The following is a 14353-nucleotide window of genomic DNA, read 5'->3' as shown; positions in this document are numbered from 1 at the left end:
GATTTTGACGACTAAGCTATTTTTCATTTTATTACTACCTCTTGCCGCCTTTCCCCAATTAGGCGGCATCTTTTTACATAAAAATATTGAACTCAAAAAACAGATATTGTAAAATATGTTGCTTTGTATTTGTCCTTTTGGTATAATTTGTCAAAATACATTCCAAAAAAGAGGTGTAAAGATGACATATACTTATCTAAGGAAATATAGCTATGGTAATCAAGTTGAATACAATGCAGAAGTGGAAGCTAGAGTAAACAATCCTATTGGAATTAAACTTCCATTTGAAATTCATCCATTTTTCAGAGAACAAAAGCAGTTTGATAAAAAATTTCAATTGTTTTATTTACCAACGAAAGAAATTAGTTTTCTTAGAGAAAAGTTATATGAAAATTCAAAGGAAATAGGGAACCTTTTGCATAGTTTGCCACCTATTGCTCAGAAAAAAGTATTTATCAACAATTTATTAGAGGAAATAAAAGCAACCAATGATATAGAAGGGGTACAAAGTACACGTAAAGAAATAAGTGAAGCAATTGAAGAAGCGGAAAAAAATATTACTAATAACAAACGGTTCAACGGTTTGGTTAAATTATATATGAAATTTAGAGATAGTGAATATAGTGATATAAAAAATGTTGAAGATATTAGAAAAATTTATGATATATTACTTGAGGATGAAATTGAAAAAAAGAATTTACCTGATGGGAATTTTTTTAGAAATGACAAGGTTTATATCGAAAAAAATGGTAAACGAGTACATCAAGGAATTGGCAATTCTAAAAATGCAGAAGTATATATCATTTCTGAACTAGAAAAGCTTGTTGAATTTATGAATAAACATGATGTGCCATCTTTAGAAAAGTGCGTAGTATCACATTATTATTTAGAGTATATACATCCATTTTATGATGGAAATGGAAGGTTAGGAAGATTTATTGCTTGTTCCTATCTATCAAGAAAGTTAGATTTCCTTTCAGCTATTAGTTTTAGTAGTTCTATAAAAAAACAAAAAGGAGTATATGGAACAGCATTTTCGGAGGCATCAAATCCTAGAAATCATGGCGAATTAACCATATTTATCATTGAAATGTTTGGTTTACTTGTGAAAGGACAAGAAAATATTATAGATAATTTGAGAGTAGGTAAATCCTCGTTTGATGCTATAGCATCATATTTAGATACATTGAGTTTAAATGAACTTCAATCTAGTATTCTATTTGTTTTATCTCAAGATTATTTGTTTTCACACACTAATAATAAAATTACTGACATTGATTTAGCAGAAGTGTGTTCTGTGGGGAGGAAAAGATTAAATACAGCTTTAAAATATTTACTCGAGGAAGAATATATAGTGCAAACTCAGCGAAACCCAAAGGCTCATAAACTATCAAATAGGTTTATTAATCATATAAATAACCTGATATCATGATAATAGTAGTGTTTATTTTAGCTCACAGGTTCGAGTCCTGTATGATCCATATATATTTATTTGCAAATAAAATAATAGAGGAGTAGACTTAAAGTATCAAATACTTAAGGAGTGTTATCTATTATGTCAAACTATGAAGAAAAAGAAGCAAAAGCATTAGTAAAAATTGCAGATGTTTTGAACAAACTGGATTCAAATTTAGAAGAATTAGATTCTCTAAATGAAGATGCAAAAAAACATAGTATGAAAAAATGGCTTGTTGAGAAAAGAGCCATGCATGAAATTAAAAAGATTGCACACGAAGCTGGTAAGTATGATAAGTACGATGAAAAAGAATTACAAAAAGAAATTGAACATGTAGAACAATATATGTAAAAATAAAAACTATTCCTTTTAAGGAATAGTTTTTTGTATTTTCCGCACACACATTTTCACTACAACTAGTTGCCGTTTTTGATTATACCTACCATAAACAGCAAGCTCTGTGCCATCAGGTAACATGAGTAATTCATCTGCTAATTCTTTTTTAGAAATAATGCAGTTGATAGTCTCTTTTTGAGTTTGCAAAGAAAAGCGAACTAACATTTCTGGATAAGTAGTTAATACCTTAATTTTATGAATTGTTCCTACATAATTTGGTTTCATAGAAATCAACTCCTTCATGACTTGTTATGTTACAACAAATAGCAATAATTTGATTTTAAAAACAAACTATTTATAACTAGATGCTGATATATCGATTCTTCCGTGAGACAAGTTTTCTTTTATAGGAATGTAGTCTATAGAAAGAGTATTGCCAAGCTTGTAGTTTTCAATCAAAATATTTTTGTCTTTGAAATATGTTAAGGTTTCATCTATTGTATTATCCGATATAGACGAATCTAATACTTGAACTGCGATTTTAAAAAGTTCAAACATGGCTTGATTATCATTAGCATCAGTATTATTGTTTATTGAAAGTGAAAATATTTTTGCATAATTATCGTTAGCGTTCAACATTTCTACGTAACAACCATTAGCATTTCCATGATATTTAGTCCTAATATTGCCTTTACTTATATTAGTGATTTTAAATGGTGATTTTTCATTAAATTCAGAAATGAATTTGTTGACTACTTTATCTTCTGCGTAAACAGTTTCAACGTTTGTTTCTGTAGAGTTGTTAGTAGTCGAATTAGTCTTAGGTTCTTTTGAAGAATCTTCTTTTTTTGTATTTTCTTTATTTTTCTTTTGTTCCTTTTCTTGTGTAGTGGTTGTTGTTTCTATGATATCAGGTAATTTTGAATAAGTTTTATTATTATTTTCCCCTAAAAAACCAATAGCAAAAACAAAGATCCAAATAAAAGCAATAAGTCCATATTTAACAGTTGGCTGCATATCTTTTTTTCTTATTAATAGTATAGTAAGAGGAAGTGGGAAGATAAAAAGCCATCCAAGTATCCATAACCAAATTTTCTTTTTAGAATTTTGTTTAGTTGTAGTTTTCTCGTGTATGTTTTCTTGTGTTGACACACTATTTTTGTCAGCTGTATTATAGTAATTGTTTGTAATATTGATAGAATGTGGTTCTTTAGAAATTTTGCTTTTACAGTATTCACAAATTGTTCCATGTACTTCTGCTCCACAATTTTCACATTTCATATATACCTATCCTTTCAGATATTAAGTGTAAATAAATAATAAAATATCTGTAAATGATTGTAAATGGATTTTTTTTAACCTTCAATTGAAAAGATAAATATTCATTCGAGGGGCAAAAAAGGGGCAAATATTCTAAAAGGTTGTAAAATTATGTGAGTCAAAAATGATGTAAAAGTTCTGAATTTGTATTCTTTTTAAATGGTTGTAGAATACTGTGAAAAAGCAATGTAAAAAGTTCATCATAATGTAGATTTACCTGAATAATCCATTTGTTCGTTTGTTTTAAGATTTAGAAAGTGAGCCATCGGTCATTTTGACTGATGGCTCACTTTTTTTCATATAATATATAGAAAAAAGAAAGTTGATTGATAAGTCCATGTGACACAAAGCATTCAATGACAGGTTCAACTTTTGTCTGTTCCATAAATATTTGTCTAAACAGTTGAATTAATAGTACAATAGTCTAGTAAGATAGATCATTGAACGGGGTGAATAGGCGTGAAAAAGGGAATGCTAGCGTTTTTTTTCGGGCTAGCGGTTTTATCATTAACTGCTTGTCGGGAACCAAAAGAAAAGAAAGTAACCGCTTCAACGGAGGCATCCTCTAAAGTTGAAGAGACGAATGAAAAAACGAGTGAAACAATTGATAAGACAAACGAACAAGCGAGTAGCAGTATCGAGTCTAACGAATCAGTGAAAAGTGAAGAGTCTGCAGCTGATGAAAACAACAGTCAGCTAACCACAGCTGATTTAGACACTACAGCGATTAATGCTGGCGATTTTACTACTTTAGCTGGAACATGGAAAAATGGTAAAGGGGATAGGTTGATCATTCATCCTGATGGTAGTACAAATACCGGAGGAATGATTACGAAGGATTTACCTACTGATGAGTCGCGACCAATTACAAGCTTAAGTATTAGGTGGGGGCCTACTGGTGCTGCGTTATTATTATATAAAATTGGTGTTGAAAATCCTAACGGCGACCAATCGGATAAGACGAAACCGCGATTGTTAATTACTCAAGATAGTGGAAATTATCCTGCGGAAGAGTATTACTATCGTTCTTCTGAAGAGGAAATTCAAGACCAAAATGAAGAGGCAAAAATCATCGAGAACCAAGAACAAGCAGAGGCATGTATCAGAAGTACATTGACTGATGCAGAAAATGATGATACGAACCTTGGATTTTTTGGTATGAATGGAAATGACTTCTTTTTTAGAGCCCAATCGAAACAGATGGTTGCAAATGGAGGGACAGGAACTGTCGGTTTTTACAGAGTATCACCACAAGGAGCAGTCAGAATAACGGATGCACGAGGCAACTAAAGATAGTCTCGTGGCAATCTATTTAATTCCTATAAAAGTAGCAAAATAAGAATGAAATGATCACAAAATCTTCACATTTAGTTTGTAAGATATAAGCATATCAACAAACAACCTTAACAACACAAAACACTTTTTCATTTTTAACTCCTTTCCCGTCCTTACCCAAAGGGCGGGTCTTTTTTTGTGTAAAACGATTCGCTCAAGATACCAAAAAGCCAGCTTGTAGTAAGCTGGCTTTTAACTCTTTACATGTTGGCGCTTGTAGACACGAGATAATAATTAAGGTGTTGGAACAGTTGGTGAATAGTTCGTTTTTCGACCATAAAGTTCTTGTGTCGCCGCCGAGATATACGCAGATGAATCCTTTCCTGGGAGGTTATACATTAGATAAATACCATATTGCTCCGCTTTTGTACGTTTGGCATATTGCGCAGCTAGATTTTGATTGACACCAACTTCAACGGCAGAAGCACCTAAACGAGAAGCAGGCATACCTGCAATTTGTGGTGGATTCCAGGTACTATAATAAGGGTTCCAAGCATAATCAATTAAAGAACTCATTTGAGGATTAGCTGAAGAGTTCGCAGCCGCTGGTCCAATATTATAAAAAGTAATTAATTTATCATTGCCTAAGCGATTTCTTAAGGCTTGAAGTAACCAAATGAACGAAGAATTATTTGGTTGAGACGTCCCATTTTTTCCGTATTCAGCATACTCATCATCAAAATCAATACCATCTAAATGATACGTATTAACGACTTGTTCTAATTGAGCTGCAAAGGCATCCGCACTTTCGTAAGTTGGGAAATTAGCAAAGCCAGCACCTTCATGGTTGCCTAAAATAGACAATAGGACTTTAGTGCCGCGTGCTTGAACTGGACGAATTTGTGTTTCAGCTTCGTTTAAAGTTTGTTGGACCCGTTCATTTAGATATAAGTAAGGTTTTTTATTGACCGTGTCATAATTAATATTGGCTGCAAAAATAATCCCCATATCAAAAGCAGGTTGATTGGTTCCAGCTAAAGTATATTTTCCCACATTGTTAAAATCGTGGTTATTTACTTCTACATACATGACTGTTTTAGGTGTAACAGTTGATGCTGCTTGTACTTCAAATGCAGGTAGTGCAAACAGTAACCCACCGACTAAAAGTATCAAACTTAAAAAAGTTGAAATAATCCCTGTTTTCTTGTTAAAAAAATGAGTGCTCAATTGATGCCCCATAACTTTCTCCTCCTATAAAATAAATATTATTTGTAAGCGCTAACAAAGATATGTTATCATTTTTATAATTTAAACACAAGAAGAAGAGAACAAAAGTGAGCAAATCCACAGAATATAAAAGCGTCCTTCGCAAAATGGTCTTGCGAAGGACTCTCTTTTACCAATCAAAGAGTAAGGCATAGCCTAAAGAAAGCAGCTCTCGACCAAAATTTTTGATATCTTTTGGAAAAGAAGAAGCCGCAGTGATGCCTGAAACATTTGAGATGCCTGCTCGCTTGGCTAAAAGTTGCGAGCGGTACATGTGAAAGTCACTAGTAACAATCACTAGCCGTTTAAAAGAAAGGAGTTTTTGTGAATTGACAATATTTTCTTTGGTGCGTGTGGCACGATTTTCTAAGAGAATCTGTTTTTCTGGAACACCTTTATTTAGCAAGTATTGTTTCATAACCGCGGCTTCCGTAGCCGGCTCATCTGCTCCTTGCCCTCCGCTAACAATAACGGGTGTCTCGGGGTGTTTTTTAATATAGGGGATAGCCACATCTAACCGAGCTTGCAAAACACGGCTGGGCAGTGCGGTTTCTTTAGACGTCCCTAAAACACGGGCTCCTAAAATTAAAATAGCATCTGGTTTATCGGTGGGTTGCGTATTTTTGCCAGTAAAAATAAGTAGACCTAAAATCAAAAGAATACAAAAGCCAAAACTGACAATGGATAAACTTGTTATTTTTAACCAATGCATGAAACATCCCTCCTTGTAATGTTAGTGTATACGAAGTACCATAGAAAAAGCGATAGAAAACAAAAGACTTATAAAAAAATCTATGTTTTAATAGAAACTTTTGAAGAGAGGGAGCGAGTGAATGCGTACAGAAGAAGAAATGTTTCAACTTATTATGGATGTAGCAAAACAAGAAGAACACATTCGAGCTGTGGGAATGGTGGGGTCTCGCACGAATGTGAAAGCGCCAAAAGATAGTTTTCAAGATTTCGACATTGTTTATATTGTAGAACCATGTGCTGAGTTTTTTGAAACAGCAACGTGGACAGCAAAATTTGGTCAACCATTAATTATGCAACGTCCCAAGGAAATGACCTTATTTCCCACAGAACCGAAGACGCGGGAAACATTTTTAATGTTATTTGAAGATGGCCAACGTATCGATTTAACATTGTGTCCTCTCGCAGAAAAAGACAATTGGCATGAAGGAGATTCTTTAGCAATTATCTTGTTAGACAAAGATGAAAATTTGCCACCTTTACCTGTAGCATCTGATAAAAATTATACAGTAACAGTTCCGGATCAGCAGCAATTTAACGATTGTTGCAATGAATTTTGGTGGGTTAGTACGTATGTAGTTAAGGGGCTTTGTCGGAATGAACTATTTTACGCTGTCACACATCTCTATGAATATTGTCAGCAGGAACTGTTGCGCTTACTTTCTTGGCAAGCGGCTTGGCAGGAACCAGAGCCAATTTCTGTTGGGAAACAATTTAAGTATCTGAAAAATTATGTCACTCCTGACACGATGGATCAATTAGCATCGTTGCTGGATTTTTCTAGTAAAGAAGCTTGTTGGAACAGCTTAATAAAGACACAAGCCTTTTTTGACGTCGTCGCTCAGGATTTTGCTAAAATGGCCCAGTTTACGTATCATTTACAAGAAGCAAAAAAAGTCACAGAGTATACAAATTCTTTAAGATTAAAGGATTTACAAGGAAAATAAGCTGAAAACAACGTAAAAATAGTGTATAATTGAAAAAATTAATCTGCGAGAGAAAGGGAAGTTTTTTTGATTGTAGATCACCGCAGTTGTTTGTTGCCTAGATTCTAAGAAATAAACCTAAAATTATTGATATAAAGGATGAACAAATGAAAAAAGAAGAAATGCAAATGCGTAATACACGTCGTCAAAAATCAGGAAAAAATAATAAAAAGAAAGTAATTATTACTTCTTTGGTTGGACTAGCTCTGGTTGCTGGGGGCAGCTATGTTTATTTTCAAAGTCACTTTTTACCAACCACAAAAGTAAATGGAGTTTCTGTAGGCTGGTTAAATGTAAATGCTGCAGAAGAAAAATTAGCGCAAGTTAATCAAACCGAAGAAGTTGTGGTTCAAACTGGGGCAAAAGAAGAAAAAATTCAACTTCCTAAAAAATACCAATTGGATCAAAAATTTTTAAAAGACCATTTACACAGTAGCAAGGTGAAGCTACCGTTAAACGAGGCATTCAAAAAAGAACTAGAAGCCAAATTAGCAACTTTGAGTTTTCCAGAGGGGAAACCAAGCAAAAATGCGAGTATCCGTCGAGGCAATGGCACTTTTGAAATTGTTCCTGAAGAACAAGGCACAGTAGTGGACACACAGCGCTTAAATCAGCAGATTATTGCGGATGTTGAAGCGGGAAAAGGCAACTATCAATACAATGCCAAAGATTTTTATAAAGCCCCTGAAATTACAAAAGAGGATCAAACGTTAAAGGCAACATTGACAACGCTCAATAACAAGTTAAATAAAACAATTACAGTTGATATTAATGGTGAAAAAGTAGCCTTTGATAAAACACAAATTCAAAACGTGCTGAATGATGATGGTACAATCAACAAAGAAAAACTAACTACTTGGGTGACACAATTAGAAACAACATATGGTTCTGCTAATCAACCAGTTTTATTTACGGATGTTCACGGCACGACACGTCGTTTTAAAAACAACGGAAGTTATGGCTGGTCGATTGATGGGGCCAAAACGCAAGAACTACTAGTAAACGCGCTGAATAGCCAAGAACAAACGAATGCAATCACTGCTCCGTTGGTTGGCGATACCAAAGAAAATAGTAAAATTGCCAATAATTACATTGAAATTGATTTGAAAGATCAAAAAATGTATTGTTTCATTGATGGCAAAAAAATAGTCACCACAGATGTCATTACTGGCAGATATAACAAAGGAACTGCAACAGTACCAGGATTCCATACAATTTTATATCGGACAACCGATGTGAATTTAGAAGGTCAAATGCTCGATGGTTCTCGATACAGTGTGCCAGTAAAATATTGGATGCCGTTATTAAGTCAAGGGGGCGTTGTCACACAAATCGGGATTCATGACTCCGACCATAAATTGGATAAGTATGGCGATAAAGAAGCCTTTAAAACCGATGCTGGTAGTAATGGCTGTATCAATACGCCAGGAACAGAAGTTTCAAAAATCTTTGACGTATCCTATGACGGAATGCCGGTAATTATTTACGGACATATCTATGATGATGCACCAGGTGAATTTGATAAACCTGTAGATTACGGCGAAGAAGTATAAATGATTATTTACAGCACCAAAAGGGCAAATGAGCAGTCTTTTTGGTGCTGTTTTAGTTGAATAGATAATTTATAAATGGACAAGCAAGGAGCAAAACCATGGCAGAAAGAATTTTATTAGTAGATGATGAACAAGAAATAGCTGATTTGCTGGAAGTATATTTAACGAGTGACGGTTATGAAGTAGAAAAATTTTATCGAGGGAAACCTGCTCTGGAATCAATGGCAAATAATCAGTTCGATTTAGCGGTACTTGATGTAATGTTACCAGATATTGATGGCTTTCAAATGGTTAAAAAAGCACGGGAAAAATATTTTTTCCCTATTATTCTTTTAACCGCTAAAATTGAGGACATTGATAAAATTACTGGGCTAACTTTAGGCGCTGATGATTATATTACAAAGCCATTTAATCCATTGGAAGTAGTCGCACGTATTAAAACACAACTAAGACGTTTTCGTAAATATAATTCACAGGCGAGTCTACAACAAGAAACAGAAGGAACAGAAATAGATATTCATGGTTTGGTGATAAATAAAATACATCATACAAGTAAACTATACGGGGAGGATATATTTTTAACGCCATTAGAATTTTCAATTCTTTGGTATTTAGCAGAACGTCAGGGAGAAGTAGTCCCAGCAGAGATATTGTTTGAAGAAATCTGGGGTGAAAAATATTTGGAAAACAATGGAAATACCGTGATGGCACATATTGGCCGTTTAAGGGAAAAATTAAAAGAACCACCAAGGAAGCCAAAGTTTATTAAAACTGTTTGGGGAGTGGGGTATAAAATTGACTGAAAAGAAAAAAACAGGAAAACAGCAATTTAAAGAACGAATGATTAAACAACTACTAACAAAGTTTTTGTTTTTTAGTTTGGGAATATTGGCGTTATCAGCAGTCTTGTATTTTTTTAGTAATTTTTTGTTTGGATTACGTAGATGGGGCATGGAAGATCCACTCTACCTTTTAGCCAAAGGAATTGAGGAGAACTACGTTTATTTAATTAGCTTAGTAATTCTAGGTGGTTCAGTAATCATTCTTTTTCGGATATGGTTGCAAAGCATCAATCAATTAACAGAAGTATTGGAGGCAACAGGGAAACTCTATCAGAATTCCGAAGAACCGATAGCCTTGTCAGCAAATTTAATGGAGTTTGACAAAGAGTTGAATCAAATCCGTCAAGAAGTTAACTTACGCCAGCAACAAGCGAAGGAAGCTGAGCAAAGAAAGAATGATTTGATTGTTTATTTAGCACATGATTTAAAAACGCCTTTAACATCAGTCATTGGTTATTTAACACTTCTTCATGATGAACTGGAAATTTCGACGCAATTACGAGAAAAATATTTAGCTATTTCATTAGAAAAAGCAGAGCATTTAGAAGAGTTGATTAATGAATTTTTTGAAATAGCTCGATTTAATCTCTCGAATATTGAATTAGAACCAACGAGTGTTCGCTTGGATCGTATGTTAAATCAAGTAAGTTATGAATTTTTACCTATGTTGAAACAAAAACAGTTAACTATTGAAACAGATTTTACTGAGGCTTTGTCTATTCATCTTGATGTCGATAAAATGCAAAGAGTTTTTGATAACTTAGTTCAAAATGCCATTAACTACAGCTATGCAGGAACAACCATCTCTCTTTCCACTAAAGTTGATAATGAAAATCAACGAGTAAATATTTATTTTACAAATCATGGCCCTACTGTTCCACCAGAAAAATTAGCCCGAATTTTTGAACAATTTTTCCGATTAGATACTGCCCGTCAAACAAACCGAGGAGGCGCAGGACTAGGTTTAGCGGTTGCTAAAAAAATTGTGGAGCTGCATGGCGGGGTGCTTTCAGCTGAAAGCGAAAATGAAAAAACTACCTTTATGATTTCTTTATCGATTTTGTAAGAAAATCGTTAGAAATTCTTGCGAAAAAAAAGAAGGCTCCTTTTTACTAGCTTGCTATACTAATTTTGTTAAGTAAGTAAAGAGGAGAGAAATAAAAATGAAATTTAAAGTTACAATTGGTGTCGCTATTTTAGGGCTTTTTATTGTGGGCATGGCTGTTAAACAAGTTGCTGAGAAAAAAATAGTTTCAATAGGAAATGAGCAAGCCCTCAGTTTAGAGGAAGAGGAAAAAATGAGTTCTCCTGAAGAAGGCGATCAATCATGGAAATTATTATTAGTAAATCAAACGCATCAGATTCCTGAAGATTATCAAATCCAATTAAAAAAATTACCTAACAAACAGGCAGTGGATAAACGAATTTATCCAGCTTTGAACAGGATGTTTAAAGATGCCAAAAGACAAGGCTTCTATCTTGAAGTCACTTCTAGTTATCGAACAAATGAAGAGCAAAAAGAAATTATGGCAGAAAAAGTACAGGCTTTTCAAGATCAAGGATTCAGCGAACAAGAAGCGATTGAAACAGCTGAAAGTTGGGTAGCAGTGCCGAGAACTAGTGAACATGAAGTAGGTTTAGCAGTGGATATAAATGCGCAAAGTAAGCGATCTACTGACGAAGAAGTTTACGCTTGGTTGGCAAAGAACGCCTATAAATATGGATTTATTCTTCGTTATCCTTCAGACAAAGTGGAAATTACGGGTGTTAGTTATGAACCTTGGCATTATCGATATGTGGGTAAAAAAGCAGCACTAGAGATTCAAAAAGCGAGTCTAACGTTAGAAGAATACTTAGCAGAAAATAATAATTAATTGTTTATCAATAAAGCTATCTTAGCTTTTACTGAACATAGGCTATTTTTTATTGACAAGCGTCATAACCCGCTCTATGATACAAACAGAACAAGCAATTTAAATTGGGGGAACGAAGATGCCATTTGTACATGTAGAATTAATTGAAGGCCGCACAGAAGAACAGTTAACTAATATGGTCAAAGATATTACAGAAGCTGTGTCAAAAAATGCTGGTGCACCAAAAGAGAATATCCATGTGATTGTCAATGAATTGAAAAAAGACCGCTATGCACAAGGCGGCGAATGGAAAAAATAAGTTTTCAGAGAATTTCTGTTGAATCACTTGCTTTTTCTGAAAATAAGTGGTTAAATAAGTGCATAAATGATTGATGAGAAAGACAACTGAACTTGCCCGCGATCTATTAGAGAGGAAAATCTTGGCTGAAAATTTTCCAGATTGGCACAAGGGATGACCACTTTCGAAACCTTTGTTGAAACAAAGGCGGTCGCACCGTTAACACGCTAGAGGAACACAGATTATTTGTGTTCAAAATTAGGTGGAACCACGATATTTTCGTCCTAGTATTCGTTAGAATACTAGGACTTTTTGTTTTTTAACAAGGGGAACAGGTGGCTGTTTCGTTTCATTGTGAAAAACAGGAACACAATGAAACGCTTCAAATCAAAAAAATTAAAAGGAGAGAATTTTATTATGTCTATTCACATTACTTTTCCAGATGGCGCTGTCAAACCGTTTGATTCTGGGGTTACAACATTTGATGTTGCTAAAAGTATTAGCAACAGTTTAGCCAAAAAAGCTTTAGCTGGTAAATTCAATGGTGTTTTAATCGATTTAGATCGTCCTATCGTAGAAGATGGTTCGCTTGAAATCGTGACGCCTGATCATGAAGATGCTTTAGGAATTTTACGTCATTCGTCAGCTCATTTAATGGCTAATGCCTTACGTCGTCTTTTCCCTAACATTAAATTTGGCGTAGGTCCTGCGATTGATTCTGGGTTCTACTATGATACAGATAATGGGGAATCCCCTGTGACAGCGGAAGATTTACCTGCAATTGAAGCCGAAATGATGAAAATTGTGAAGGAAAATAACCCAATCGTTCGTAAAGAAATCTCACGTGCAGAAGCGTTAGAATTATTTGCTGATGATCCTTACAAAGTTGAATTAATTACAGATTTACCAGAAGATGAAATCATCACTGTCTATGATCAAGGCGATTTTGTTGATTTATGTCGTGGTGTTCACGTCCCTTCAACAGGACGGATTCAAGTCTTTAAATTACTTTCAGTAGCTGGTGCTTATTGGCGCGGAAACTCTGACAATCATATGATGCAACGGATTTACGGCACTGCCTTTTTCGATAAAAAAGATTTAAAAGAATTTATCAAAATGCGCGAGGAAGCCAAAGAACGTGACCACCGTAAATTAGGAAAAGAATTAGATTTATTTATGGTTTCACAAGAAGTTGGTTCAGGGTTACCTTTCTGGTTACCAAAAGGCGCAACCATTCGTCGTACAATTGAACGTTATATTGTGGACAAAGAAATTAGCTTAGGTTACCAACATGTGTATACACCAATTATGGCAGATGTGGAATTATACAAAACATCTGGTCACTGGGATCATTACCATGAAGATATGTTCCCACCAATGGATATGGGCGATGGCGAAATGCTGGTATTACGTCCAATGAACTGTCCACACCATATGATGGTTTATAAAAATGACATTCATAGTTACCGCGAATTGCCAATTCGAATCGCTGAATTAGGGATGATGCACCGCTATGAAAAATCTGGCGCATTATCAGGGTTACAACGTGTTCGTGAAATGACTTTAAACGATGGCCATACTTTTGTTCGTCCTGACCAAATTAAAGACGAATTTAAACGTACTTTGGAGTTAATGGTGGCAGTCTACGCTGACTTTAACATTACGGATTACCGTTTCCGCTTAAGCTATCGTGATCCAAATAATACAGACAAATATTTTGATGATGATGCGATGTGGGAAAAAGCGCAAGCGATGTTAAAAGCTGCCATGGATGAATTAGAATTAGATTACTTTGAAGCAGAAGGCGAAGCTGCCTTTTACGGTCCGAAGTTAGATGTTCAAGTAAAAACAGCTTTAGGAATGGAAGAAACATTATCAACCATCCAATTAGACTTCTTATTACCAGAACGTTTTGACTTAACTTATGTTGGCGAAGATGGTGAAAATACACATCGCCCAGTTGTTATCCACCGTGGTATTGTCTCAACAATGGAACGATTTGTGGCTTACTTAACAGAAGTTTACAAAGGCGCTTTCCCTACTTGGTTAGCACCAATTCAAGCAACTATTATCCCAGTTTCTGTAGAAGCGCATTCTGAGTATGCTTATGAAATCAAAGAACGTTTACAAGCACAAGGCTTACGTGTTGAAGTCGATGATCGTAACGAAAAAATGGGCTACAAAATTCGGGCCTCTCAAACACAAAAAGTACCTTATCAATTAGTGGTCGGGGACAAAGAAATGGAAGACGCAACGGTGAACGTCCGTCGTTATGGAAGCAAAGAAACGTCTGTCGAAGATTTATCAATTTTCATTGACAGCATGGCTGCTGAAGTTCACAATTACAGCCGTTAAAAAAGAGAAAAAGTCAAAAGGACTTCTGAATTCAGAAGTCCTTTTGACTTTTTTCAACAACAA

General features: G+C 34.8%; 14 protein-coding genes. 10 read left to right on the top strand and 4 right to left on the bottom strand.

Features of this window, described 5'->3' with window-relative positions; genetic code table 11:
• The first annotated feature begins 181 nt into the window (after nt 1–181).
• Together IGJ90_RS11515 and IGJ90_RS11510 are read left to right on the top strand one after the other, a co-directional pair.
• Entirely contained in the window at nt 182–1432 is a 1251-nt protein-coding gene (locus IGJ90_RS11515; RefSeq protein ID WP_438768140.1) for a Fic family protein, read from the top strand.
• 123 nt (nt 1433–1555) lie between these two features.
• Nucleotides 1556–1807: a hypothetical protein gene (locus IGJ90_RS11510; RefSeq protein WP_002403783.1), complete on the top strand. Its 252-nt coding sequence runs from the start codon at nt 1556–1558 to the stop codon at nt 1805–1807.
• Between the two features lie 18 nt (nt 1808–1825).
• Here IGJ90_RS11510 and IGJ90_RS11505 read toward each other — a convergent pair whose 3' ends face one another.
• Both IGJ90_RS11505 and IGJ90_RS11500 read right to left on the bottom strand, forming a co-directional pair.
• On the bottom strand, nt 1826–2077 hold the full coding sequence (locus tag IGJ90_RS11505; protein WP_002363390.1) for a hypothetical protein: 252 nt from the start codon (nt 2075–2077) through the stop codon (nt 1826–1828).
• Between the two features lie 66 nt (nt 2078–2143).
• Complete coding sequence (locus tag IGJ90_RS11500) at nt 2144–3073, bottom strand: hypothetical protein (protein WP_016632605.1); 930 nt, start codon at nt 3071–3073, stop codon at nt 2144–2146.
• 498 nt (nt 3074–3571) lie between these two features.
• Between IGJ90_RS11500 and IGJ90_RS11495 the strand changes: the two genes are divergently transcribed.
• A complete protein-coding gene (locus tag IGJ90_RS11495; RefSeq protein WP_263307683.1) occupies nt 3572–4402 on the top strand; it encodes a DUF6287 domain-containing protein in 831 nt (276 codons plus the stop codon).
• A 279-nt stretch (nt 4403–4681) separates the two neighbouring features.
• Here the strand turns inward: IGJ90_RS11495 and IGJ90_RS11490 are convergent, their stop codons facing one another.
• Nucleotides 4682–5626: an endo-beta-N-acetylglucosaminidase gene (locus tag IGJ90_RS11490; protein WP_002392342.1), complete on the bottom strand. Its 945-nt coding sequence runs from the start codon at nt 5624–5626 to the stop codon at nt 4682–4684.
• Between the two features lie 157 nt (nt 5627–5783).
• Complete coding sequence (locus IGJ90_RS11485) at nt 5784–6365, bottom strand: YdcF family protein (protein WP_002362357.1); 582 nt, start codon at nt 6363–6365, stop codon at nt 5784–5786.
• A 121-nt stretch (nt 6366–6486) separates the two neighbouring features.
• Between IGJ90_RS11485 and IGJ90_RS11480 the strand changes: the two genes are divergently transcribed.
• From IGJ90_RS11480 to thrS, 7 genes are all read left to right on the top strand, one after another.
• On the top strand, nt 6487–7350 hold the full coding sequence (locus IGJ90_RS11480; RefSeq protein ID WP_002367295.1) for an aminoglycoside 6-adenylyltransferase: 864 nt from the start codon (nt 6487–6489) through the stop codon (nt 7348–7350).
• 146 nt (nt 7351–7496) lie between these two features.
• Nucleotides 7497–8942, top strand: coding sequence for a L,D-transpeptidase family protein (locus tag IGJ90_RS11475; protein WP_010817630.1), 1446 nt, complete (start codon nt 7497–7499; stop codon nt 8940–8942).
• A gap of 98 nt (nt 8943–9040) precedes the next feature.
• Nucleotides 9041–9745, top strand: a complete 705-nt coding sequence (gene vanR / locus IGJ90_RS11470) for a VanR-ABDEGLN family response regulator transcription factor (RefSeq protein ID WP_002356311.1) — start codon at nt 9041–9043, stop codon at nt 9743–9745.
• Entirely contained in the window at nt 9738–10850 is a 1113-nt protein-coding gene (locus tag IGJ90_RS11465; RefSeq protein ID WP_002365141.1) for a sensor histidine kinase, read from the top strand. The genes vanR and IGJ90_RS11465 overlap by 8 nt, the downstream gene beginning before the upstream one ends.
• Nucleotides 10851–10947: 97 nt before the next feature.
• Nucleotides 10948–11658: a M15 family metallopeptidase gene (locus tag IGJ90_RS11460; RefSeq protein WP_002356314.1), complete on the top strand. Its 711-nt coding sequence runs from the start codon at nt 10948–10950 to the stop codon at nt 11656–11658.
• 118 nt (nt 11659–11776) lie between these two features.
• Nucleotides 11777–11956: a 2-hydroxymuconate tautomerase gene (locus IGJ90_RS11455; RefSeq protein ID WP_002356318.1), complete on the top strand. Its 180-nt coding sequence runs from the start codon at nt 11777–11779 to the stop codon at nt 11954–11956.
• A 396-nt stretch (nt 11957–12352) separates the two neighbouring features.
• Nucleotides 12353–14290 carry a threonine--tRNA ligase gene (gene thrS, locus IGJ90_RS11450; protein ID WP_002359397.1) on the top strand — a complete coding sequence of 646 codons (1938 nt, stop codon included), beginning with the start codon at nt 12353–12355 and terminating at the stop codon, nt 14288–14290.
• Nucleotides 14291–14353: the final 63 nt, after the last annotated feature.

Origin of the sequence: Enterococcus sp. AZ129, assembly GCF_051714505.1 — a bacterium.
Lineage (GTDB): Bacteria > Bacillota > Bacilli > Lactobacillales > Enterococcaceae > Enterococcus > Enterococcus faecalis.
Note: the sequence above shows the minus strand (reverse complement) of the source record. Positions and strands in the feature narration are given on the sequence as shown.